A 22,068-nucleotide genomic window follows, 5' to 3' on the forward strand; every position below is an offset into this window, starting at 1 on the left:
TTTGCGAAGATTGCCCGCCCGCAAATCGCTACACTGCGCAGGTATTGCGTGCCGGATGCGCGCAAAGTTCAATCAAACCCGCTGGATGCAGGAGACAAGTGTGCTCAAGAAACTGGGAATCAAAGGCCGTGTGCTGTTGCTGACCCTGTTGCCGACCAGCCTGATGGCGCTGGTCCTGGGCGGCTATTTCACCTGGATGCAGCAATCGGACCTGCACGCCCAGCTGTTGCAACGAGGCGAGATGATCGCCGAACAGCTTGCCCCGCTGGTCGCCCCGGCCATGAGCCGCCAGGACACCGAACTGCTCGAACGTGTCGCCACGCAGTCCCTCGAACAAACGGACGTGCGTGCCGTGACTTTTCTCGCCCCCGACCGTACGTCGCTGGCCCACGCCGGCCCGACCATGCTCAACCGGGCGCCAGAAGGCAACAGTGCCCAACTGCTGCAACGCACCGGCAACGACGCCACGCGCTACTTGCTGCCGGTATTCGGCAAGCACCGCAACCTGGCCGGCGAACTGATTCCCGAAGAATCCGACCGCCTGCTGGGCTGGGTCGAGCTGGAGTTGTCCCACAGCGGCATGTTGCTGCGTGGTTACCGCAGCCTGTTCGCCAGCCTGCTGTTGATCACCGCCGGCCTGGGCCTGACTGCATTGCTGGCCTTGCGCATGGGCCGCACGATCAATCGACCGCTCAGCCAGATCAAACAAGCCGTGGCGCAACTCAAGGATGGCCATCTGGAAACCCGCCTGCCACCGCTGGGCAGCCAGGAGCTGGATGAGTTGGCCTCGGGCATCAATCGCATGGCCGGCACCTTGCAGAACGCCCAGGAAGAACTGCAGCACAGCATCGACCAGGCCACCGAAGACGTGCGCCAGAATCTGGAAACCATCGAGATCCAGAACATCGAACTGGACCTGGCCCGCAAGGAAGCCCTGGAGGCGAGCCGAATCAAGTCCGAGTTCCTGGCGAACATGAGCCATGAGATCCGCACGCCGCTCAACGGCATCCTCGGCTTCACCCACTTATTGCAGAAAAGCGAACTGACCCCGCGCCAGCTCGATTACCTGGGCACCATTGAAAAATCCGCCGACAGCCTGCTGGGGATCATCAACGAAATCCTCGACTTCTCGAAGATCGAGGCCGGCAAGCTGGTGCTCGACAACATCCCATTCAACCTACGCGATCTGTTGCAAGACACCCTGACCATCCTTGCCCCGGCCGCCCACGCCAAACAACTGGAGCTGGTGAGCCTGGTCTACCGGGACACTCCGCTGTCGCTGGTGGGTGATCCGCTGCGCCTCAAGCAGATCCTCACCAACCTGGTGAGCAACGCCATCAAGTTCACCCGCGAAGGCACCATCGTCGCCCGGGCCATGCTCGAGGACGAACACGAAGACAGCGTGCAGTTGCGCATCAGCATCCAGGACACTGGCATCGGCCTGTCCAACCAGGACGTGCGGGCGCTGTTCCAAGCGTTCAGCCAGGCCGACAATTCGCTGTCCCGGCAACCGGGCGGCACGGGGTTGGGCCTGGTGATTTCCAAGCGCCTGGTGGAGCAAATGGGCGGAGAAATCGGGGTCGACAGCACACCGGGCGAAGGCTCGGAGTTCTGGATCAGCCTGCGCCTGCCCAAGACCCGCGACGACGCCGAGGACTTGCCCGGCCCGCCGTTGCTGGGCCGGCGCGTGGCGGTGCTGGAGAACCATGAACTGGCGCGCCAGGCCTTGCAGCACCAGCTCGAGGACTGCGGCCTGCAAGTGACGCCGTTCAACACCTTGGAAAGCCTCACCAACGGTGTCACCGTCGCGCACCAGACCGAACAAGCCATCGACTTGGCCGTGCTGGGCATCACCAGCAACGACATGCCGCCGGAACGCCTCAATCAGCACATCTGGGACCTCGAACACCTGGGCTGCAAGGTGCTGGTGCTGTGCCCCACCACCGAACAGACGCTGTATCACCTCTCGGTGCCCAACCCCCACAGCCAGCTGCAGGCCAAGCCGGCCTGCACTCGCAAGTTGCGCCGTTCGCTTTCCGACCTGGTCAACCCACGCCCGACCCGCAGCGAACCCCATGAACCGGTGGCCAGCCGCGCGCCCAAAGTCCTCTGCGTGGACGACAACCCGGCCAACCTGCTGCTGGTGCAAACCCTGCTCGAAGACATGGGCGCCAAGGTGCTGGCCGTGGAAAGCGGTTATGCGGCGGTCAAGGCTGTGCAGAAGGAAACCTTCGACCTGGTGTTGATGGACGTGCAGATGCCCGGCATGGACGGCCGCCAGAGCACCGAGGCGATCCGTCAGTGGGAGAGCGAGCGACACTGCACGCCACTGCCGATCGTCGCCCTCACCGCCCATGCCATGGCCAACGAAAAACGCGCCCTGCTGCAAAGCGGCATGGACGACTATCTGACCAAGCCCATCAGCGAACGACAACTGGCCCAGGTGGTGCTCAAGTGGACCGGCCTGGCCTTGCGCAATCAGTCACCGGAGCGCAGCGGCGACGCCCAGGGCGGCAGCGAACTGCTGGTGCTCGACCACGAAGAAGGCCTGCGCCTGGCTGCCGGTAAGGCCGACCTGGCGGCAGACATGCTGGCGATGCTGCTGGCGTCCCTGGAAGCCGACCGCGAAGCCATCCGACAGGCCAGCGAGGCCAACGATCACAACGCTCTGATCGAACGGGTCCATCGTCTGCACGGCGCCACACGCTACTGCGGCGTCCCGCAATTGCGCGCCGCCTGCCAGCGTAGCGAAACCCTGCTCAAGCAACAGGACCCTAAAGCCGCTGCCGCCCTCGAAGACCTGGAACGCGCCATCAACCGCCTGGCCAGTGAGGCACGTATCAGCGCCTGATCCAGGGCAATAGCGACAGGGACGATGGCGGTTAAGCTGAGTCGATTCCAGTGCCAGGAGGCCGCCATGCGCGCGATTTTTTTCAGCAGCCAGACCTACGACCGCGACAGTTTCAATAAAGCCCCGGCGCCCGCCGGCCTTGAATTGCAGTTCCAGCCGGCCCGCTTGGACCTGGACACCGTGGCCCTGGCCGAACGGCATGAAGTGGTCTGTGCGTTTATCAACGATGACTTGAGCGCCCCGGTACTGGAGCGGTTGGCAAATGGTGGCACCCGGCTGATCGCCTTGCGCTCGGCCGGCTACAACCATGTCGACCTGCCCGCCGCCAAACGCCTGGGGTTGAGCATCGTCCGGGTGCCGGCCTACTCGCCCCACGCCGTGGCTGAACATGCGGTGGCGTTGATCATGGCGCTCAATCGCTGCTTGCACCGCGCTTACAACCGCACCCGAGACGGTAACTTCAGCCTCCACGGGCTGACCGGTTTCGATCTGGTGGGCAAGACCGTCGGCGTGATCGGCACCGGGCAGATCGGCGCCACGTTCGCGCGGATCATGGCCGGTTTCGGCTGCCAGTTGCTGGCTTACGACCCCTACCCCAACCCTCAGGTCGAAGCCTTGGGGGCTCGCTATTTGCCCCTGGCCGATCTGCTGGCGCAAGCCCAGGTCATCAGCCTGCACTGCCCGCTGAACGAACAAAGCCACCACCTGATCAACGCCCAATCGCTGGCCACGATGCAGCGCGGCGCCATGCTGATCAATACCGGGCGTGGTGGCCTGGTGGACACACCGGCCTTGATCGAAGCGTTGAAAAGCGGCCAGTTGGGCTATTTGGGATTGGACGTGTATGAAGAAGAGGCCCAACTGTTTTTCAAGGACCGCTCCGACCTGCCCTTGCAGGACGATGTACTGGCACGACTGCTGACTTTTCCCAACGTGGTGGTCACCGCGCACCAGGCATTCCTGACCCATGAAGCGTTGGGCGCGATTGCCGTGACCACCCTGGACAACATTGCTGCCTGGGCCGACGGCGTACCGCAGAACCTGGTGGACCGCTAAACCTGCTCCCCCCCCTGTGGGGGCGCGCTTGCTCGCGATAGCGGTCTGCCAGTCAACATCAATACTGACTGATTTGCCGCCATCGCGAGCAAGCTCCCACAGGGGTGGAGTTTCGTCGGCAAGATTCGTGGTTGACCATCCCAAGCCATGCCCCGTGCTAGCATGTCGCGCCTATTTGGAGGACCCATGGCCGAACACGATTTCCGCTACACCCTGATGAACCCCCAGCACACCCTGACCGAAGTCCGCGCCCTGGCGCCGGGCCGCTATCAGGTCACCGGCAATGGCGGTTCGATCCAGGCCAACGATGTACTGCTCGTCACCCTCAAGGGCAGCAAGGATTTGTCCATGCGACTGACCGTGGACACCGTTCGGCACTTGCTCAAGCCCATGGGCCAATGGACTGCCATGGCCACCGGCCCGGTGTTTGGCGAGCTGGCGATCCATACCTGGCAGGTCAATTGCGACGGTTGCGCCAAGGCGTTGAGCTTCGAATTCGCCGTCGATGCCAAGCTCGGCGTCAAGGCCCAGAAACCGGCGGCCACCGCGCGCATCGCCGAGTTAGGCTGGACCAGCGTCGGTGAAAAACACCTGTGCCCGAAATGCCAGGAAGCCGCCTGATGAAGCGCCTGGTCCTGCCCGCGCTGATCAGCGCCGGCCTGATGGGGTGCGCCGCCGAACCGGTGCAACTGCAACACAACCGCAGCTACATCCTGGAATGGATCGGTGAACGGCCGTTGATGGACTATAGCCACCTGACCATCACCCTCGGTGACGATGGCCGGGCGTATGGCAACGGCGGCTGCAACCACTGGTTCGCGCCCTACACCCTGGAAGGCCACCGTTTGAGCTTCGGCAAGATCGGCAGCACGCGCAAGCTGTGTGCCCCGGCGGTGATGGAGCAAGAGACGCGCTTTTTGCAGGCGCTGGAAAAGGTCGAACGCTGGGACATCTCGCCCATCGAGCAAATGCGCTTCTGGCCGGCCCAGGGCAAACCGCTGCGGTGGTGGCTGGAAGAAGGCTGAAGCTGACGCCGTCCCCCAGTGGCCTAGAGCCCCCTTGTGGCGAGGGAGCTTGCTCCCGCTGGGCTGCGCAGCAGCCCCAAAATGTATCTGTCACCGCGGTGTCGGACAGGACGCAGGGGCCTGCTGCGCAGTCCAGCGGGAGCAAGCTCCCTCGCCACATACAAAACTCTCAGCCATAACAGGGGTTATTTGAACGCCTGTAACGCCTCAAGCTTCGCCATCACCCCGCCGCCGTCTGTTCCCCCAGCAACTGCTCGCGCACCTTGCCCTGGTTATCGATGATGTAGGTCACTGGCAGACCCTCGCTGCGAGGCAGGTCGAAGATCTCGGCCGGATCCCGGGCCAACACCGTGAAACGAATCCCCATCTTGTCGCTCGCGCTCTTGAGCTCCTCGCCCTGGACCTGATCGAAATTGACCCCGAACACACCGACATTTCGCCCCTTGAGCTGTTCGGCCAAGGCATTGAATTCCGGGATTTCGGTACGGCACGGCGCGCACCACTCGGCCCAGTAGTTGAGCACCAGCCAGTGTTTGTCCAGCCGTTGCGAGGCGATGGCCTGGCCGTTCTGGTCCACCCCGTAGTCGTTTCCGCAGCCGGTGAGCAACAAAATGCCGATGAATGTCAGTGCCGCCGTCAATCGCCTTGCCATGTGCCAATCCTTGTCTGAATGTAAACGCTGCCGCAGCCCATCGACCTCTCTCAACGTGCCGGCCGCCTCGCGGCACAGTAGAATAGCCGCCACCTTACGCAAGATGCGACCCGCTCATGACCGATCTGACGCTTTATCACAACCCGCGCTGCTCGAAATCCCGCGGCGCGCTGGAACTGTTGGAGGCCCGAGGCCTGGCGCCCACTGTGGTCCGCTACCTGGAAACCCCGCTCGACGCCGCCCAGCTTGAGCGCCTGCTGGGCAAGCTTGGCATCACCGCCCGGCAGTTGCTGCGCACCGGCGAGGAGGAATACACCGCACTGAACCTTGCCGACCAAAGCCTGAGCCAGGCCCAGTTGATCGCCGCCATTGCCGCCCACCCGAAACTCATGGAACGGCCGATTCTCGAAGCCGCTGACAAGGCCGTGATCGGTCGTCCACCGGAGAAGATCCTGGAGATCCTGCCGTGAGCACGCCATACATCCTGGTGTTGTATTACAGCCGCAGCGGCTCCACCAACGAAATGGCCCGGCAGATCGCCCGTGGCATCGAGCAGGCCGGGCTGGAAGCCAGGCTGCGCACGGTGCCGGCGATTTCCACCGAGTGCGAAGCGGTGGCCCCGGACATCCCCGAACAAGGCCCGCTGTACGCGACCCTCGATGACCTGAAGAACTGCGCCGGCCTTGCCCTGGGCAGCCCGACCCGTTTCGGCAACATGGCCGCGCCGCTGAAGTACTTTCTCGACGGCACCAGCAATCTCTGGCTGACCGGCGCGCTGGTGGGCAAGCCGGCCGGGGTGTTCACCTCCACGGCAAGCCTGCACGGCGGCCAGGAAACCACCCTGCTGTCGATGATGCTGCCGTTGTTGCACCACGGCATGCTGATCACCGGACTGCCCTACAGCGAATCGGCTTTGATCGATACCGTGGGTGGCGGTACACCGTACGGCCCGAGTCATCACGCCGGCGCCGACGGCAAAAGCGGCTTGAACGAACACGAAGTCGCCTTGTGTCGGGCCCTGGGCTCGCGGCTGGCGAAAACTGCCCAACTGCTGGAGAACGGCCGTGGCTAAGAAGCCGAAAATCCTGCCGTCCATCCAGTGGCTGGAGCCGCGCGTACGCATCGCCCGAACCCTCAGCCTGCTGTGCTTTCTCGGCCTGGTGGGGTTGCTCAGCGGGTATTACTTGCTGATCGCCGACCTGCACGGCGCGCGGCCCTGGGTGATTCTGCTGATCGAGCTGGTGCCGCTGCTGATACTGGCGCCCGGCATGCTCAGCGGCAGCGCCCGTGGACACTCATGGATGTGTTTCGTGGTGAACCTGTACTTCATCAAGGGCGCGCTGGCGGCCTATGACCCGAACCGGCAACTGTTTGGCGTGCTCGAAATGGCGGCGAGCGTGGCGGTGTTCTGCTCGGCCTTGCTGTATGTGCGCTGGCGGTTTCAGTTGAACCGGCGGTTGGCGGGGGAAGGCGGGATTTCCGTCGCCTGATACACCGCTATCGGGAGCAAGCTCGCTCCCACAGGGTGCCATCGAGCCCTTGTGGGAGCTTGCTCGCGATGGCCGCAACGCGGCCTCAATGATTAACGGTATACGCCAGCATCATCGATATCTGGCTCATGGGCCGTCCCCCGCTCTCTTCATGCCACTGGTTGAAGGCATTCTGCACCGTCGCCAGGTCCCGCTGGCTGGTGGGGACTTTGTCGATGATGTCCTGGGCATTGAGCGCTGCCACTACGTCATAACTGGATGTGAAGGTGTCCTTGCCCATCATCCGCAGGTAGCGCGGCGCTGAGTGACCGCCCAGTTGATGGCCGTGTTTTTTCAGGTAGGTCCACAGACCGACAATGTCGGTCACTGGCCAGTCGGCGATCAGCGCGCCGAAGCTGCCCTTTTCATGGGCCACATCCAAGATCATTTGCGCGTTGCGTGGCACGCTCTTGAGCTTGCCCAGGTGGCGGATAATCCGCGTGTCCTGCATCAGTCGCTCCAGATGCTCTGCGCCCATCAGCACGACTTTTTCCGGGTCGAACTTGAAAAACACTTCCTCAAATGCCGGCCACTTGGCATCCACCAGGCTGTGCTTGAGCCCCGCGCGGAAGACCCGCAGCGCCATGGTCGAGAGGTAGCGGTCGTCGCTGATCTTGCGCAGTTGCGCCGGGGTCTTGGGAACCGGCAGGTGGGCTTCCAGTTCAGCCGCCGAACCGAAGCGGTTCAGACAATACTCGTGCAGCCACTTGTAATCGCGCATGCCCTCTCCTGGGGTCGGAAATGAAAACGGCGCCAGCGGCCCGTATAGCCAATGGCGCCGTGAATAGAGCGGTTGGGAGCGTCAGAGGTTCACCACGTTGACGAACCGCGGCGTGGCGTTTTCGTCGATGCGCAGGTTGGTGAAGTCGAACAGGTTACGGTCTGCCAGTTGCGATGGAATGACGTTCTGCAAACCGCGGAAAATGCTCTCGGTACGGCCCGGGGTCTTGCGTTCCCACTCCTGGAGCATCTCCTTGACCACCTGGCGCTGCAAGTTCTCCTGGGAGCCGCACAGGTTGCAGGGGATGATCGGGAATTGCTTGAAGTCCGAGTAGGCCTGGATGTCTTTCTCGCTGCAATAGGCCAACGGGCGGATCACCACATTGCGCCCGTCATCGGCCCGCAACTTTGGCGGCATGGCCTTGAGCGAGCCGTTGTAGAACATGTTCAGGAAAAATGTCTCGACGATGTCGTCGCGGTGGTGACCCAAGGCCATCTTGGTCGCGCCGATTTCGTCGGCGAAGGTGTAGAGCGTGCCGCGACGCAGGCGTGAACACAACGAGCAGGTGGTCTTGCCTTCGGGGATCAATTCCTTGACCACCGAATAGGTGTCTTTCTCGACGATGTGATATTCCACCCCCAGCGACTCGAGGTAGGCCGGCAGCACATGCTCGGGAAACCCGGGCTGCTTCTGGTCCATGTTCACCGCGACGATGTCGAACTTGATCGGTGCAACCTTCTGCAAATGCATCAGCACATCGAGCAAGGTATAGCTGTCCTTGCCGCCGGACAGGCAGACCATGACCTTGTCGCCGTCCTCGATCATGTTGAAATCGGCGACCGCCTCACCGGCCTGGCGGCGCAGGCGCTTTTGCAGTTTGTTCTGGTTGACCGTAAGAGTGCCCATGACGCGAAATCCGTGAGGTGTGACGAAAGGGCGGGATTTTAGCTTTTCAAGCAGCTACAAGCTACAAGCTGCAAGCCAGGCGCGGTGCCCTCTCTTGCGGCCTGAAGCTTGAAGCTTGAAGCTAATTAGCTATCAACAGCCTCTCATACAGCGCGATTTGCTCTAAGCCTCCCATCCCCCTGGCGATAACTCCTTTCTATACTGCGACATAAGGTCGCACACATATTCAGACCTTTACTTACTTGGCCACTTTGGCCCGTGTAGGCGCTCCGTTGGGGGGCGATGGCAATAACAAAGGAGTGACTGACTATGATCCATCATGTCGTGGGGCTCTTTACCCACCCTGATCAAGAATGGAAAGACATCCGTGGCGATCAGGAGGAAAGCATCAGCCACATGTACCTCACCCACACGCTGATCCTGGCGGCCATTCCGGCGGTATCAGCGTTTATCGGCACCACGCAGGTGGGATGGGTCATCGGCAGTCGTCCACCGGTGATGCTGACCCAGGAAAGCGCCCTGTGGATGACCGTCATGTCGTACCTGGCCATGCTCGGCGGTGTGGCGGTCATGGGCGCCTTCATCCACTGGATGGCCCGCACCTATGACGCCAACCCAAGCCTGGCCCGTTGCATCGCGTTCGCCACTTATACCGCGACACCGTTGTTCATTGGTGGCCTGGCGGCGCTCTACCCGCACATGTGGCTGGGGATGATCGTCGGCACGGCGGCGATCTGCTACACGGTCTACCTGCTGTATGTGGGCCTGCCCACCTTCATGAGCATTCCCCAGGACGAAGGCTTCCTGTTTTCCAGTTCGGTGCTCGCCGTCGGCCTGGTGGTGCTGGTGGCCATCATGGCGTTCACGGTGATTGTATGGGGGCTGGGTGTCGGCCCGGTCTATACCAATTGAAGTAATGCCCTCCAATAAAAAAGCAGGATCTGCCAACACAGGCCGCCGCAAGGCGGCCTTCCTGCGTTTTGAGCTGTCGAAACGACCACTGGGCGCCTGAGCGATTCGCAACGGTCGACGCTTGCGGCATACTCGCGCTTCTGGAGACCCGTAAAGCATGCTCGAGCAACTCAATACCCGCGTCGAAGAGTGTTACCAACAAGCCGAATCTTTTTTCAAACGTCCTTTCAAACGCCCGGTGGTCAGCTTCAAATTGCGTGGCCAGAAGGCCGGTGTCGCGCACCTGCATGAAAACCTGCTGCGCTTCAATCCCCAGTTATATCGGGAAAACGCCGACGATTTCCTCAAGCAGACCGTCGCCCACGAAGTCGCGCACCTGATCGCCCATCAACTGTTTGGCGAGCGCATCCAGCCCCATGGCGAAGAGTGGCAGTTGATCATGCGCGGGGTGTACGAACTACCGCCCAACCGCTGCCACACCTACGAAATCAAACGCCGCAGCGTGACTCGCTACATCTACAAATGCCCCTGCGACGGCAGCGACTTCCCATTCTCGGCCCAGCGCCACAGCCTGGTGCGCCAAGGGCGACGGTATTTGTGCCGCAGTTGTCGCAATACCTTGGTGTTCAGTGGGGAGACGCGGGTGGAGTAATGCGCTTGTGGTGTCTGGGCGGGCCTCATCGCGAGCAAGCTCGCTCCCACAAGGATCAGTGAAACGCCAAAGATCCAGTGTGGGAGCGAGCTTGCTCGCGATAGCGGCCTTGCCGCCCTACAAAACCACCCCGCTATTGCGCAATTCGGCAATCCGCCCAGCACTGAACCCCAACGCCCCCAACACCTGATCCGTATGCGCCCCCAGCCCCACGCCAATATGTCGAGGCTCGGGCAGCCCTGCTGAAAACCTCAGCGGACAGGCCATCTGCGCCTGGCTCGAGCCATCGCCTCGGGGCACTTGGGTCACCACCTGCCTGGCCTGTAACTGTGGATGCCCGAGGGCTTCTTCCAGGCTCAGCACAGGCTCGACGCAGGCATCGATCCCGGCAAACAGGCTGCAAAGCTCGGCGAAATCATGTTTCTCGAACTCGGCTTGCAGGGCCTCCTTGAGTTCGCGCTGTTGCTCGGGTTTCGGCGACAGCCCCCGGGCCGCCAGTTCCGGTCGCCCCAAGGCCCCGCACAATGCCTGCATGAACGCCGGCTCCAGGCTGCCCACCGACATCCAGCGCCCGTCCCGGGTGCGGTAATAGTCGTAGAAGCTGCCGCCATTGAGCATCTGGTTTTCCCAACCCGGTTCCACTCCGCAGGCCAGGTAACCGGCACCGGCCATGGCGTTCAGACTGAACACACAGTCGGTCATGCTCACGTCCAGGTGCTGGCCCTGCCCGGTCTGCTGACGGGCGATCACCGCCGCCAACAGCCCGATCACCCCATGCAGCGAACCACCGGCGATGTCCGCTGCCTGGATCCCCAGCGGCAAGGGGCCGCTGCTGGCACGGCCAGTGTGGCTGGCCAGCCCCGCCAGGGCCAGGTAATTGATGTCGTGACCAGCGCGCTCCTTGTAGGGGCCGGTCTGGCCGTAGCCAGTGATCGACACGTAGATCAACCGGGGATTGATTGCCTTCAAGGCCTCATACCCCAGGCCCAGCCGATCCATCACGCCGGGGCGGAACTGTTCCAGCAGAATGTCGTAGTCCCCCAGCAACTGCTCGATCACCTCCAGCGCCGCCGGCTGCTTGAGGTCCAACGCGAGGCTGCGCTTGTTGCGATTGAGGTAGGCATGACTGGCCGAGACGCCCTGGTCATGGGGCGGCAGTATCCGCAACAGATCCGGGCGGGTCGGCGACTCGATGCGCAACACCTCGGCCCCCATGTCCGCCAGCAACAGCGAGGCGAACGGGCCGGGCAGCAGGGTCGAGAAGTCCAGAACCTTGAGCGATGCCAGTGGACCTTGCATGGGCGATCTCCGAAGGATGACGGCTAAAGACTAGGCAGGGACTGGCGGTGGGGCAATTACCGCAGGTGCCAGTCTGGATGACCATTGCGCTCAGCGTGAGAGTTCTTGTGGCGAGGGAGCTTGCTCCCGCTGGGCCGCGTAGCAGCCCCCCGCCATTTGTCTGAGGAACCGTGGTGGCAGACACATCTTAGGGTCGCTTCGCAACCCAGCGGGAGCAAGCTCCCTCGCCACAGAAGCCTCCTCGACTGAAGAGTTCTTCCAATAAAAAACCCGCCGAAGCGGGTTTTTCATTGCAGCCTGAGAATTACTTCACAGCGCCTGGAGCAGAGGACTCAGCCGCTACAATCTGCGCCGCCGCGATCTGCTCGTCATCTTCACGAACGTCGGAGATACCGCGACCACCGGAAGCCAGTTCGGTCTGCAGCTGGTCTTCATCCAGCTCCTTGACCCACTTGGCAACCACGATCGTGGCCACAGCGTTGCCCACCAGGTTGGTCAGGGCGCGGGCTTCGGACATGAAGCGATCGATACCCAAGATCAGTGCCAGGCCGGCCACCGGCAAGGTACCCACGGCCGACAGGGTGGCCGCCAGTACGATGAAGCCGCTACCGGTCACGCCAGCAGCACCTTTGGACGACAGCAACAACACCAGCAGCAGGGTGATCTGGTGAGTCAGGTCCATCGGGGTGTCGGTGGCCTGGGCGATGAACACCGCAGCCATGGTCAGGTAGATCGAAGTACCGTCGAGGTTGAACGAGTAGCCAGTCGGGATCACCAGGCCTACGACAGACTTCTTGGCACCCAGGCGCTCCATCTTGATCAGCATGCGTGGCAGGGCCGATTCCGACGAGGAAGTACCCAGCACGATCAGCAGTTCCTCACGGATGTAGCGGATCAGCTTGACGACGCTGAAACCGTGGGCGCGGCAGATGGCGCCCAGCACCACCAATACGAACACCACGCAGGTGATGTAGAAGCAGATCATCAGCTGGCCCAGTTGCACCAGCGAACCAACACCGTAGGCGCCGATGGTAAACGCCATGGCACCGAAGGCACCGAGGGGCGCCAGTTTCATGATCATGTTGATGATGATGAACATCACGTGGGCGAAGCGATCGATGAAATCCAGCACCGGCTTGCCGTAGGCACCCAGGCGATGCAGGGCGAAGCCGAAGATCACCGAGAACATCAGCACTTGCAGGATGTCGCCGTTGGCGAATGCGCCAACGATGGTGTTCGGGATCACGTTGAGGATGAAGGCAATGATGCTCTGGTCTTTACCGGCCGAGATGAAACCGGCGATCTTGCTGGTGTCCAGGGTCGACACGTCGATGTGCATGCCGACGCCCGGTTGCACGACGTTGACCACGACCAGACCGATCAGCAGGGCAATGGTGGAGACGATTTCAAAGTAGAGCAGCGCGTAGCCGCCAGTCTTGCCCACCGACTTCATGTTCTGCATGCCGGCGATACCGCTGACGACGGTACAGAAGATGATGGGGGCGATGACCATTTTGATCAGTTTGATGAACCCGTCACCGAACGGCTTGAGGGCAACACCGGTCTGCGGGTAGAAGTGGCCGAGCAAAATGCCGATGGCAATGGCTACGATCACCTGGAAATACAAGGATTTGTACAGTGGCTGACGAGTCGTCATGGCAAACCTTCCTCAAGTGTCTCGTGTGACGACATCCACCTGTCATCCACGACACCTCAATTGCGAACCCTCCTGCGCTGGAGGGATTTGTTTTTGTCGGCTGCACGCGGCAGACCTACGTAACACATCGCAAAGCGCGTGCCATTTTTTGCGAAATGCCCTACATCCGGTATAGCAGACGGGTTTGTGGATTCCACACCACAGTTAAACGCAATGTGTAAGTGGCGGATTTCCGCCTACAGACCACCCAGCGTTCCGGGATTTGGCGGATATCCGCCTTGCCCAGCTTCAAGCCCCTGCTACCATCGCCCGCTTAACGGACGGATTTTCGCCATGCGCCAACGCACGATTGCCAGTCACTTCGCCCGCGCAGCCCTGGGCGGCGCCCGTCGGCAAGGGTTCGACTATTTTCCTTTGCTGCAACAGCTGGGCATCAGCCCTGAGCTGCTGGACGAACCGCGCGCGCGCATTGCGCCGGAACAGTTCACCCGCCTGTTGCAGGCGTTGTGGCAAAACCTGGACGACGAATACCTGGGGTTCGGCCAGGCCCCGAGTAAACCCGGGACCTTCGCGATGATGTGTCACGCGCTGATCCACTGCCGTACCCTGGGTAAGGCCCTCCAACGCGGCCTGTTGTTCTACAGCCTGTTCCCCGACGCCCCGAGCCTGACCCTGGAGGCCGATGGCGAGCGGGTACGACTGGTGCTGAACGACTCGACGTTGTGGGACCCGGATCACTTCCTGAGTGAAAGCCTGCTGGTGGTCTGGCATCGACTCGCCAGTTGGTTGATCGGCCAGCGGATCGGCCTGGAACAGGCAACCTTCGGCTACGCCAAGCCTGCCCACGCTGCCGAATACGACCTGCTGTTTCCCTGTGCACTGGTGTTCGAAGCTCCCAGCAGCAGCCTGTTGTTTCACAGTCGCTACCTGGATATGCCGCTGCTGCAGGACGAACGAACCCTCAAGCATTTCCTCGAACGCTCCCCCGCCAACCTGCTGTCGCGACCGGACGATGGCCACAGCCTGAGCAGCCAACTGCGCCGCCTGCTCAGCCGCGACACCGCACGCTGGCCCGACCTGGAAACCGTGGCCGCCCATCTGCACATCAGTCCCCAGACGCTGCGCCGGCATTTGCGCGAGGAAGGCACCAGTTTCCAGGAACTCAAGGATCAGCTGCGGCGGGATATCGCCATCTATCATCTGGGGCGCGCGGATTTGTCGTTGCAGCAGATTGCCGAGCAGTTGGGGTTCTCGGAACCGTCGGCGTTTCACCGGGCGTTCAAGAAGTGGACAGGGGTGACGCCGGGGGCCTACAGGGAGTTGGAGAACTGATTTCTTGATTGGTTTTTTGTGCTGTGCTGACTGGCCTCATCGCGAGCAAGCTCGCTCCCACAGGGATTTGTGAGCGCCGAAAATCCAATGTGGGAGCGAGCTTGCTCGCGATGAGGCCCGCAAACACACCGAGAACATCCCAGTCACACCACCGGAAAATGAATCCGGAACGCCGCCCCGCCCAGCGCTGAATCTCCCAGGGTCAACCGCGCGCCATAGCTCTCGATGATGTCTTTGACCACCGCCAGGCCAATGCCCTGCCCCGGATGCTGGCGGTCCAGCCGCTCGCCGCGCTGGAGGATCCGCGCACGTTGATCCGGTGGCACGCCCGGCCCGTCGTCCTCGACGCACAACTCCTGGCCGCCGAGGGTCTGATGCACGCTGACCCGCACCTCACCCAGGCAAAGCCGATAAGCGTTTTCCAGCAAGTTGCCGAGCATTTCCAGCAAGGCGCCCTGTTCGATCGGCACCTGGCACTGCTCCGGCAGATCGAAACCGACATTCACCCGTTTGTCGCGATAGACCTTGTCCAGGGTGTCGCACAAGCTTTGCAGCACCGGGCGCAAGGGCACCTGATGGCGCACCAGCCCGCTTTTGCGCAAGCTGGCGCGTTGCAACTGATAGCCGATCTGCTGGCTCATGCGCTCGATCTGGGCTTGCAGCACCCAGGCCTGTCCACGGTCCTCGGGGCGCCGGGCCATGTCCTCGCTGACACCCTGCAACACCGCCAGCGGGGTTTTCAGGCTGTGGGCCAAGTCATCGAGGGAGTCGCGGTAACGGCTGCGCTGCTCCCGCTCGCTGTACAACAAACGGTTGAGGGAACCGGTCAGACGCAACAGTTCCCGGGGATGTTCGGTACTGAGGCTTTCCCGAGCCCCGCTTTCGATTTCATCCAGTTCCTGACTCAGGCGCCGCAGCGCCCGCAGGCCCCAGGTCAGGCCGATCCATAGCAGGGCCAACAACACCGCCAGAGCAGCACCGAAGCCCAGGTAGAGATTGTCCCGCAGGCCCTGCAGGGTCACTTCGTAGTCACGAACCGGTTGCAGGGTGACGATACTGAACGCCGCATTCTGGCCACCGAGCAGCTTGATCTCGACGTCATAGACAAAAAACTCCTGGCCATCGTTTTCGCGGATGCGCGCGAACTGGTTGCCCTGGCCGTCATAGCGCGGCGTGTAGTTGATGTTCTCTTCCTGGGTGGCCTTCGACCGCCAGACCAACCGTCCTTCGCGATCATAGATGTACCCCAGCAGGCGGGCATCGGCGAGGTTGAAGCGTTCGTCGGGCAATTGTGCCGGCATCTTCAACCGATTGTTTTCCACCCGGGCGGCGGAAATCAGCGTGGTCACGTCCGACGCCAGGCGTTGCTCGATGGATTCCTGCAACGCCAGGCTGAACGCCCCCTGCATGGCCGGCAGCAAGGCCAGCATGAACAGCACCGCCAGGGTCATGGCGGCCAGCATCAACCGCAGTCGAAGCGAACGAATCACTGGCAGCGCTCGTTGAACAAGTAACCCAGGCCCCGCACGGTGTCGATCGGTTTGAAGCCGGCCGGGGCCTCCAGTTTGCGCCGCAGGCGCCCTACCAACACTTCGATGACATTGGGATCACGCTCATCGTCATCGGGGTAAAGCTGTTCCATCAAGCGATCCTTGGCCACCACTTGCTGGTGATGGCGCATCAGGTATTCAAGGATGCGATATTCGTAGGCGGTCAACGCCAGGGGCTCGTCACCCAAGGAGGCTTGTTTGCGGTTGAGGTCGAGTAACAACGGACCGGCCACGATGGTCGACTGGGTGAAGCCGCTGGAGCGACGCAACAGGGCGTTCAGCCGAGCCTCCAGCTCTTCGAACTGAAACGGCTTGACCACGTAGTCATCGGCCCCGGCGGCCAGGCCTTCGACCTTGTCCTGCCAGTTACCACGGGCGGTCAGGATCAGGATCGGAAACGTCTTGTCCTGCGAGCGCAGCCGGCGGATCAATTCCAACCCGCTGATGCCCGGCAAGCCCAGGTCGATCACCGCCAGGTCATGGTTGAATTCGCGAACCTGATACAAGGCTTCTTCGGCATTGGCCACGGCCTGTACCACATGGCCGCTGTCGGTAAGACGGGTTTGCAGGTGATGACGCAACAGCGCTTCGTCTTCGACGACCAGTAATTTCATGGAGCCTCTCTCCAGGCAATCAAACAATCCAGTGCGGCGCACCCCAACGAAAGACGCCGGATCGTCTTGGGCCGATCCGGCTCGATACCCTCACTTTCGCCCGCTTAGAACGTGTAGTTGGCGGACAGGTAAGTCTGGGCGCTGCTGGTCAGGTCCAACGAACCGACCTTGGCGCCACCGGGTGGGCTCATCTCGGTGCTGGCGTTGCTACGCAGGTAACGGTAACCCAGTTCCACGGAGGTGTTTTGCGAAATTTGTTGCAGGACACCGCCTTGCAAACCCACCGCGTAGCCGATGTCACTGTCGCGGCTGAAGCCAGGGGAGTCCTGGGTCAGCTTGGTCAGGCCCGCCGTACCGCCGCCGAACAGTTTGGTGCTGCTGGTGACCGGAAGGAACACATCGTAGCTGCCCAGCAGGTTTTCCTGGCGCAACTTGATGCCGTTGTGAGTCCCCGAGACGTTGTCATAAGTGGCGTAGTAGCGACCCTGGTCGTTTTGCTTGCCCAGTCGCACACCGTACGTGGTGTCCTTGCCGATGATGCCGTCAGCGTTCGGGTGGTTCAGGTTGTCGTTCAGGGCGTCGGATTTCTTGACCTTGTCGCTGGTCTGGCCAAGGGTCAGGCTGGCGAAATTGTCGTCGGCGTGGGCCATGGCACTGGCGCCCAACACGGTGAAAGCCAACAGCAGTTTTTTCATGGAAGTCATGGTCGAGCTCCTTTGAAGCGTGGGTGATGTGTGAAGTCGAAGCCACGTTAACCAGCGGTCCCTGAACACCCCTTGAACGTTCTCTGAACCTGCGCTGAATGAATCGGCTAATCTGAGCGGACCACTTTTTAAGGAGATCCGTCATGCGCAGGTTGCTTGCTGTTTTACTTCTGGCGCTCAGCGGTGCGAGCCACGCAGCCATCCAGACCCAGGAGATCCCCTATACCAGTGCCGACGGCACCCAGCTGATCGGTTACTACGCCTACGACGACGCCGTCAAAGGCCCGCGCCCGGGCGTGGTGGTGGTGCATGAGTGGTGGGGACTGAACGACTACGCCAAGCGTCGCGCCCGTGACCTCGCCGGCCTGGGCTACAGCGCCCTCGCCATCGACATGTACGGCGACGGCAAGAACACCGAACACCCCAAGGACGCCATGGCGTTCATGCAGGCGGCGCTCAAGGACGGCAAGGCGGCCAGTGCGCGATTCCAGGCCGGGCTCGACCTGTTGAAAAAACAACCCCAGACCGATCCGGACAAAATCGCCGCCATCGGTTACTGCTTCGGCGGCAAGGTGGTGCTGGACGCGGCGCGCCAGGGTGTACCCCTGGCCGGCGTAGTGAGTTTCCATGGCGCGTTGGTGACCAACACCCCGGCCACGCCTGGCAGCGTCAAGGCCAAGATTCTGGTCGAGCACGGCGCGCTGGACAGCATGGTCACCGAGGACAATGTCACTGCGTTCAAGAGCGAAATGGACAAAGCCGGCGCCGACTATAAATTCGTCAGCCTTAAAGACGCCAAGCACGGCTTCAGCAACCCGGACGCCGACCGCTTGAGCCACGGTGAGCATGGCGGGCCGGATATTGGCTACAACAAGGCTGCCGATGAAAAGTCGTGGGCGGACATGCAGAAGTTCTTCAAGAAAGTCTTTGGCTGACTTTCAGCCGGAACATTCCCTGTGGCGAGGGAGCTTGCTCCCGCTGGGCTGCGCAGCAGCCCCAACACCAGCGACGCGTTCAACCTGAGACACCGAGCTGTCAGGTTCAGGACTGCTTCGCAGCCCAGCGGGAGCAAGCTCCCTCGCCACAAAAGCCGAGCCTTGCCCCGTTCAACAGGACTCGCCCCCCTACCCAGCCTCAAGCCAACCCGGCAAAATGCCGGGCATGAACGCACTCCCCGCTCTGCCCGCCTGCTGCACGCCTCTGGACGATCAATGGCTGTTGCCCGAAGCCCTGTCCGATACAGTGCTGTTGAGCACCTGCTTTGATCCACTGCTGCTGACCGGCAATGACTTCCCCAACAGCGCCATCGAACCACCGGCGAGCATCCAGCGTTCGGTGGCCAAGCGTCAGGCTGAATTCCTCGCCGGGCGGATCTGCGCCCGGGCGGCCCTGCGCCAGTTGGACGGCCAGACCTGCGTGCCGAGCATTGGCGAGGACCGCGCCCCGGTGTGGCCGGCCCACATCAGCGGCTCGATCACCCACAGCACGGGCCGGGCGGCGGCCATCGTCGCCAACAAAGATCACTGGCGAGGGCTGGGCATGGACCTGGAAAACCTGCTCGACGCCGAACGCGCCGAGCGCCTGGCCGGTGAAATCCTAACGCCGCCAGAGTTGCTGCGCATGGCCACACTCCCGCGAGCTGACCAGCCATTGCTGGTGACCCTGACCTTTTCAGTGAAGGAAAGCCTGTTCAAGGCGCTGTACCCGATCGTCAGGCAGCGCTTTTATTTCGAACACGCCGAAGTGCTGGAATGGACACGCAGTGGACAAGTGCGACTGCGGTTGCTGACAGACTTGTCGACCGAGTGGCGTCATGGCAGCGAACTGGAGGCGCAGTTTGGGGTGAAAGATGGGCAGTTGTTGAGTTTGGTGGGGGTCAAGGCCTGAGATTTGCAGAGCCTGGAAGGCCGCCTTCGCGAGCAAGCTCGCTCCCACAGGGTGGAATGCATTCAAAATGTGGGAGCGAGCTTGCTCGCGATGACGGCGATAAAGGCACTACACCTCTCAAGACCTATCCTGATGCCTCGGCCAACTCAAGCTGAAACACGCCCCACCCAGGCTTTTGCTCTTGCCGACCAACGCCCGGCCGTCATGCCAGTGGATGATCCGCCGCACGATCGACAGCCCCAAGCCATGACCGCCCGAAGCACGGGCACGGCTGTCGTCCAGGCGCAGGAAGGGCTTGAACACCCGCTCCCACGCCGCCTCCGGCACACCGGGCCCGTCGTCCTCGACATCCACGCGACAACGCAACTGACCCACCTGGTAGCTGACAGTCACCCGAGAACTGGCATGACGCATGGCATTGCCCACCAGATTCTGCAGGGCACGATGTAGAAATCGCGGCTCGGCCTCGACCCAGGCACCGTCGCAGTCGGCGGCCGACAGGCATAGACCGCGCTCGACCGTGATTCCGGCCCGCAACGGTCCCAGCTCATCGATCACCTGATTGACCAGCGCATCCAGGTCCACCCGCTGAAAATTCAGGGCCGGCGAGCCCTGCTCCAGCCGCGCGTAGGTCAGCATCTCATCCACCAGCCGGTCCAGGTCCTCGATGTCGTGGTCCATGCCCGCCAGGTATTTGTCCCGGGCCTGGGGCGTGGAGGCACTGCCGAGCATTTCCAGGCCGAAGCGCAGGCGCGCCACCGGGGTACGCAATTCGTGGGAAACCGCCCGCACCAGCTCACGTTGGATCGCCAACAGCTGTTGCAAGTGCTCGGCCATGCCGTTGAACGCCGCGGCCAGGCGCCCCACCGAGTCAGCCCCACGGGCCGGTACCCGGGTTTCGAGGCTGCCTTGGGCGATTTGCGTAGCGGCCGCCTCCAGACCTCGCAAACGCCGCTCCAACTGGCGCACCAACAGGTAGACGATCAACCCGATCAGGCTCAGCCCCAGCGCCGCGATCAGCACCAACCATTGCGGCGGATAGGGGTTCATCTGGTACAGCGGACCGATCTCCAGCACCCACGGCGTGCCGACCATGCCGGCGAACACCCGGATCGAGTCACCGCCCTTGCCCAACGCCATCACCGTGTCGCCCTCGGATACCCGACGGCGCTGGTCTTCGTCCATGTCCGCCTGCTCGGCGGTCATCAGTCGCAAGTCGAACCCGAAACCTTTTTCCTCCTTCAGTTGTGCGAGTCGTTCGGGTTGCTCAGCCACCGGGTAACGCACCAGCTCGTCGGCCAGCAGGTAAATCGTCGCCCTCGCCAGTTGCTCACTGATCTGCTGGACTTCCCCCACCAGCATCAGCAGTTCGCCATCGCTGACCAGCCGATAGACCTTCGCCGCATGGGGCCCGGTCTGCTCCACCAACGCCTGGCCGCGCAACACGCGAGTGCGCTGGCCGAGGTCCAGGTCGGTCTGGGAGAACGTCTGCAAGGCCAAGGGAATGCCCAGCAGACGCTCCCACACGGCCAATGCCCGCCGGCGCTCGGTGTCGTTCATGGGCCGCAGGTTGTCGGCCATCAAGGAAAACGTGCCATGGGCCAGGCGCTCGCGGTATTGCTCGCTGCGGGTCTGGTTGAGCAGGTGCAGGGCCAGCACGCCAAGAACCGCCACCAGCACCAGGGCCGCACACATGCCGCCATAAATGCGCAGGAAGATCGAGTTCACGGCGCGGCATCTACACAAGCTTCAGGAACGAACAGGTAGCCTTTGCTGCGGATGGTCTTGATCAGCCGTGGATGGTCCGGGTCGTCACCGATTTTGGGGCGAATGCGTGAGATGCGCACGTCGATGGAGCGGTCCTGGCCGTCATAGCCGATGCCGCGCAACGCGGTGAAGATTTCTTCCCGGGACAGGATGCGCCCGGCATTGGCCACCAGCAGCCACAGCAAGTCGAATTCGGCGCTGGTCAGCTCGATGCCGTTGCCCTGCAGCCAGGCTTCGCGCAAGGCGTTGTCCACCACCAACGGACCGAACTCCAGGCGCCGCTGCTTTTGCGGCACCACCGGCTCGGGCTCGCTGCGCCGCAGCAAGGCCTGGATGCGCGCCAAGAGCAAACGCGGGCGAACCGGCTTGCAGACGTAATCGTCGGCGCCCAGGTCCAGGCCCTGGATCTGATCGGTGTCGTCGGTGCGGGCGGTGAGCATCAGGATCGGCCCGTCGAAATGCTCGCGCACCTTGCGGCAGATGCTCAGGCCATCTTCGCCGGGCAGCATCAGGTCGAGGATGACCAGGTCCGGTTGCTCGGCAATGATCCGCGCCGCCGCCACAGCGCCGTTGCCCTCGATGGTGACGCGCAGCCCGTTGCTTTCGAGGTATTCCCGTGTCAGCTCGGCCAAACGCTGGTCATCTTCGACGATCAATACCTGCCAGGCTTCTTGTTCCACTGGGGGGACCTCTTTTGCTGTGAATATAGAAAGGAAGGATGGTGCTTACCTGTGGCGAAGGAGCTTGCTCCCGCTGGGCTGCGAAGCGGCCCCGTTTTTTTGCGATTGCTGCGCAATCGAGCGGGAGCAAGCTCCCTCCCCACAACAGTGCTCGCTCCAGGGATTCGAATACAGCCCCCCTCTTTTTGTCATATCAAAGGAGGATAAACATGCCAGCACACCGGCCGATTGTATAAACGTCGCCCCCCTGGAAAACAAGCGGACAAATGCGTTC

General features: G+C 62.1%; 21 protein-coding genes and 1 pseudogene. 12 read left to right on the forward strand and 10 right to left on the reverse strand.

All coding sequences use genetic code 11. From position 1 onward, the window contains the following. Positions 1-100 precede the first annotated feature (100 nt). The 4 genes from CD58_RS21685 to CD58_RS21700 all read left to right on the forward strand — a co-directional run bounded on the left by CD58_RS21685 (position 101) and on the right by CD58_RS21700 (position 4,932). Positions 101-2,851, forward strand: a complete 2,751-nt coding sequence (locus CD58_RS21685; RefSeq protein ID WP_025215061.1) for a response regulator — start codon at positions 101-103, stop codon at positions 2,849-2,851. Between the two features lie 66 nt (positions 2,852-2,917). After that, complete coding sequence (locus CD58_RS21690) at positions 2,918-3,907, forward strand: 2-hydroxyacid dehydrogenase (RefSeq protein WP_025215062.1); 990 nt, start codon at positions 2,918-2,920, stop codon at positions 3,905-3,907. Positions 3,908-4,093: 186 nt separating this feature from the next. Then, positions 4,094-4,528: a hypothetical protein gene (locus tag CD58_RS21695; RefSeq protein WP_025215063.1), complete on the forward strand. Its 435-nt coding sequence runs from the start codon at positions 4,094-4,096 to the stop codon at positions 4,526-4,528. After that, complete coding sequence (locus CD58_RS21700) at positions 4,528-4,932, forward strand: META domain-containing protein (RefSeq protein WP_025215064.1); 405 nt, start codon at positions 4,528-4,530, stop codon at positions 4,930-4,932. Before CD58_RS21695 ends, CD58_RS21700 begins: the two co-directional genes overlap by 1 nt. A 185-nt stretch (positions 4,933-5,117) precedes the next feature. Here CD58_RS21700 and CD58_RS21705 read toward each other — a convergent pair. Next, a pseudogene (locus CD58_RS21705) lies at positions 5,118-5,584 on the reverse strand (TlpA disulfide reductase family protein). A 116-nt stretch (positions 5,585-5,700) separates the two neighbouring features. On the opposite strand from CD58_RS21705, the gene arsC reads away from it, so the two are divergent. Genes arsC through CD58_RS21720 form a run of 3 tightly spaced genes read left to right on the forward strand, consistent with a single transcriptional unit; the run spans position 5,701 to position 7,074 of the window. Further along, a complete protein-coding gene (gene arsC / locus CD58_RS21710; RefSeq protein WP_025215065.1) occupies positions 5,701-6,054 on the forward strand; it encodes an arsenate reductase (glutaredoxin) in 354 nt (117 codons plus the stop codon). After that, positions 6,051-6,656: an NAD(P)H:quinone oxidoreductase gene (gene wrbA / locus CD58_RS21715; RefSeq protein WP_025215066.1), complete on the forward strand. Its 606-nt coding sequence runs from the start codon at positions 6,051-6,053 to the stop codon at positions 6,654-6,656. The genes arsC and wrbA overlap by 4 nt, the downstream gene beginning before the upstream one ends. Next, positions 6,649-7,074, forward strand: coding sequence for a DUF2069 domain-containing protein (locus CD58_RS21720; protein ID WP_025215067.1), 426 nt, complete (start codon positions 6,649-6,651; stop codon positions 7,072-7,074). The genes wrbA and CD58_RS21720 overlap by 8 nt, the downstream gene beginning before the upstream one ends. An 85-nt stretch (positions 7,075-7,159) precedes the next feature. On the opposite strand, the gene CD58_RS21725 is transcribed toward CD58_RS21720, so the two are convergent. Beyond that, positions 7,160-7,834, reverse strand: coding sequence for a DNA-3-methyladenine glycosylase I (locus CD58_RS21725; RefSeq protein WP_025215068.1), 675 nt, complete (start codon positions 7,832-7,834; stop codon positions 7,160-7,162). A gap of 81 nt (positions 7,835-7,915) precedes the next feature. Further along, positions 7,916-8,740, reverse strand: a complete 825-nt coding sequence (gene ttcA, locus CD58_RS21730) for a tRNA 2-thiocytidine(32) synthetase TtcA (RefSeq protein WP_003204698.1) — start codon at positions 8,738-8,740, stop codon at positions 7,916-7,918. 309 nt (positions 8,741-9,049) lie between these two features. On the opposite strand from ttcA, the gene CD58_RS21735 reads away from it, so the two are divergent. Both CD58_RS21735 and CD58_RS21740 read left to right on the forward strand, forming a co-directional pair. Further along, positions 9,050-9,652, forward strand: coding sequence for a Yip1 family protein (locus tag CD58_RS21735; protein ID WP_025215069.1), 603 nt, complete (start codon positions 9,050-9,052; stop codon positions 9,650-9,652). 157 nt (positions 9,653-9,809) lie between these two features. Then, on the forward strand, positions 9,810-10,304 hold the full coding sequence (locus tag CD58_RS21740; RefSeq protein WP_025215070.1) for a SprT family zinc-dependent metalloprotease: 495 nt from the start codon (positions 9,810-9,812) through the stop codon (positions 10,302-10,304). A 117-nt stretch (positions 10,305-10,421) separates the two neighbouring features. On the opposite strand, the gene CD58_RS21745 is transcribed toward CD58_RS21740, so the two are convergent. Together CD58_RS21745 and CD58_RS21750 are read right to left on the reverse strand one after the other, a co-directional pair. Further along, positions 10,422-11,603 (reverse strand): CaiB/BaiF CoA transferase family protein, encoded by a 1,182-nt coding sequence (locus CD58_RS21745; RefSeq protein ID WP_025215071.1) that lies wholly within the window; start codon positions 11,601-11,603, stop codon positions 10,422-10,424. Between the two features lie 304 nt (positions 11,604-11,907). Continuing rightward, positions 11,908-13,260, reverse strand: coding sequence for a dicarboxylate/amino acid:cation symporter (locus CD58_RS21750; RefSeq protein WP_025215072.1), 1,353 nt, complete (start codon positions 13,258-13,260; stop codon positions 11,908-11,910). 333 nt (positions 13,261-13,593) lie between these two features. Between CD58_RS21750 and CD58_RS21755 the strand changes: the two genes are divergently transcribed. Beyond that, a complete protein-coding gene (locus CD58_RS21755) occupies positions 13,594-14,592 on the forward strand; it encodes an AraC family transcriptional regulator (protein WP_025215073.1) in 999 nt (332 codons plus the stop codon). A gap of 143 nt (positions 14,593-14,735) precedes the next feature. Here the strand turns inward: CD58_RS21755 and CD58_RS21760 are convergent, their stop codons facing one another. The 3 genes from CD58_RS21760 to CD58_RS21770 form a co-directional block, all read right to left on the reverse strand. After that, on the reverse strand, positions 14,736-16,082 hold the full coding sequence (locus CD58_RS21760; protein ID WP_025215074.1) for an ATP-binding protein: 1,347 nt from the start codon (positions 16,080-16,082) through the stop codon (positions 14,736-14,738). Beyond that, the gene (locus CD58_RS21765; RefSeq protein WP_025215075.1) at positions 16,079-16,756 is read right to left on the reverse strand and encodes a response regulator; all 678 of its coding nucleotides are present in this window, start codon (positions 16,754-16,756) and stop codon (positions 16,079-16,081) included. Before CD58_RS21765 ends, CD58_RS21760 begins: the two co-directional genes overlap by 4 nt. Before the next feature lie 104 nt (positions 16,757-16,860). Then, positions 16,861-17,460: an outer membrane beta-barrel protein gene (locus CD58_RS21770; RefSeq protein WP_025215076.1), complete on the reverse strand. Its 600-nt coding sequence runs from the start codon at positions 17,458-17,460 to the stop codon at positions 16,861-16,863. Positions 17,461-17,603: 143 nt separating this feature from the next. Between CD58_RS21770 and CD58_RS21775 the strand changes: the two genes are divergently transcribed. Both CD58_RS21775 and CD58_RS21785 read left to right on the forward strand, forming a co-directional pair. Continuing rightward, entirely contained in the window at positions 17,604-18,395 is a 792-nt protein-coding gene (locus tag CD58_RS21775; protein WP_025215077.1) for a dienelactone hydrolase family protein, read from the forward strand. A 226-nt stretch (positions 18,396-18,621) separates the two neighbouring features. Beyond that, positions 18,622-19,347, forward strand: coding sequence for a 4'-phosphopantetheinyl transferase family protein (locus CD58_RS21785; protein WP_038436708.1), 726 nt, complete (start codon positions 18,622-18,624; stop codon positions 19,345-19,347). 117 nt (positions 19,348-19,464) lie between these two features. On the opposite strand, the gene CD58_RS21790 is transcribed toward CD58_RS21785, so the two are convergent. Further along, on the reverse strand, positions 19,465-21,075 hold the full coding sequence (locus tag CD58_RS21790; protein ID WP_025215079.1) for an ATP-binding protein: 1,611 nt from the start codon (positions 21,073-21,075) through the stop codon (positions 19,465-19,467). Beyond that, positions 21,072-21,794 carry a response regulator gene (locus CD58_RS21795; protein WP_025215080.1) on the reverse strand — a complete coding sequence of 241 codons (723 nt, stop codon included), beginning with the start codon at positions 21,792-21,794 and terminating at the stop codon, positions 21,072-21,074. The genes CD58_RS21790 and CD58_RS21795 overlap by 4 nt, the downstream gene beginning before the upstream one ends. Between the last annotated feature and the right edge of the window lie 274 nt (positions 21,795-22,068).

This window comes from Pseudomonas brassicacearum (assembly GCF_000585995.1).
GTDB classification, from domain to species: Bacteria; Pseudomonadota; Gammaproteobacteria; order Pseudomonadales; family Pseudomonadaceae; genus Aquipseudomonas; species Aquipseudomonas brassicacearum_A.

Excerpts from the sequence above, each read along its gene's own strand:
- CD58_RS21690 (WP_025215062.1), top strand. The coding sequence starts at position 2,918 with ATGCGCGCGATTTTTTTCAGCAGCCAGACCTACGACCGCGACAGTTTC.
- CD58_RS21695 (WP_025215063.1), top strand. The coding sequence starts at position 4,094 with ATGGCCGAACACGATTTCCGCTACACCCTGATGAACCCCCAGCACACC.
- CD58_RS21700 (WP_025215064.1), top strand. The coding sequence starts at position 4,528 with ATGAAGCGCCTGGTCCTGCCCGCGCTGATCAGCGCCGGCCTGATGGGG.
- arsC (WP_025215065.1), top strand. The coding sequence starts at position 5,701 with ATGACCGATCTGACGCTTTATCACAACCCGCGCTGCTCGAAATCCCGC.
- CD58_RS21725 (WP_025215068.1), bottom strand. The coding sequence starts at position 7,834 with ATGCGCGATTACAAGTGGCTGCACGAGTATTGTCTGAACCGCTTCGGT.
- ttcA (WP_003204698.1), bottom strand. The coding sequence starts at position 8,740 with ATGGGCACTCTTACGGTCAACCAGAACAAACTGCAAAAGCGCCTGCGC.
- CD58_RS21735 (WP_025215069.1), top strand. The coding sequence starts at position 9,050 with ATGATCCATCATGTCGTGGGGCTCTTTACCCACCCTGATCAAGAATGG.
- CD58_RS21740 (WP_025215070.1), top strand. The coding sequence starts at position 9,810 with ATGCTCGAGCAACTCAATACCCGCGTCGAAGAGTGTTACCAACAAGCC.
- CD58_RS21745 (WP_025215071.1), bottom strand. The coding sequence starts at position 11,603 with ATGCAAGGTCCACTGGCATCGCTCAAGGTTCTGGACTTCTCGACCCTG.
- CD58_RS21750 (WP_025215072.1), bottom strand. The coding sequence starts at position 13,260 with ATGACGACTCGTCAGCCACTGTACAAATCCTTGTATTTCCAGGTGATC.
- CD58_RS21755 (WP_025215073.1), top strand. The coding sequence starts at position 13,594 with ATGCGCCAACGCACGATTGCCAGTCACTTCGCCCGCGCAGCCCTGGGC.
- CD58_RS21765 (WP_025215075.1), bottom strand. The coding sequence starts at position 16,756 with ATGAAATTACTGGTCGTCGAAGACGAAGCGCTGTTGCGTCATCACCTG.
- CD58_RS21770 (WP_025215076.1), bottom strand. The coding sequence starts at position 17,460 with ATGACTTCCATGAAAAAACTGCTGTTGGCTTTCACCGTGTTGGGCGCC.
- CD58_RS21775 (WP_025215077.1), top strand. The coding sequence starts at position 17,604 with ATGCGCAGGTTGCTTGCTGTTTTACTTCTGGCGCTCAGCGGTGCGAGC.
- CD58_RS21785 (WP_038436708.1), top strand. The coding sequence starts at position 18,622 with ATGAACGCACTCCCCGCTCTGCCCGCCTGCTGCACGCCTCTGGACGAT.